Annotated in this window: 1 pseudogene; it reads right to left on the bottom strand. The window is 45.4% G+C overall.

The features are described from left to right. Positions 1 to 55: 55 nt before the first annotated feature. Positions 56 to 295 (bottom strand): annotated as a pseudogene (locus FS628_RS32190) (hypothetical protein); the annotation flags it as partial.

The raw sequence follows: 295 nt of genomic DNA, 5'->3' as shown, positions 1-295 counted from the left end.
CAATCCACAACACTCCACCCACTCCCCTTACACCCCCGTGCCAATATTCAATAACTCAACCCACACTATCTCCGCCAACCACTTTTCCCTTACATAAACCCCATTCCCTTCCCCACCCAACCCCCCATTCCCTTTTCCTTACCATCCCTCCACCAAAACTCCCCACAAACATCACAACACACCTTAATACCCTTAACCATTTAAACAAACTTAACTCCTTCAATTTTTTCTCACCTCCTGTTCCTTTAACGTGCCCAAGAATATTCTCCCCTTCTTTCCGTACTTTCACACTTAT

The organism is Paenibacillus xylanexedens (genome assembly GCF_007676705.1).
Lineage (GTDB): Bacteria > Bacillota > Bacilli > Paenibacillales > Paenibacillaceae > Paenibacillus > Paenibacillus xylanexedens_C.
Note: the sequence above shows the minus strand (reverse complement) of the source record. Positions and strands in the feature narration are given on the sequence as shown.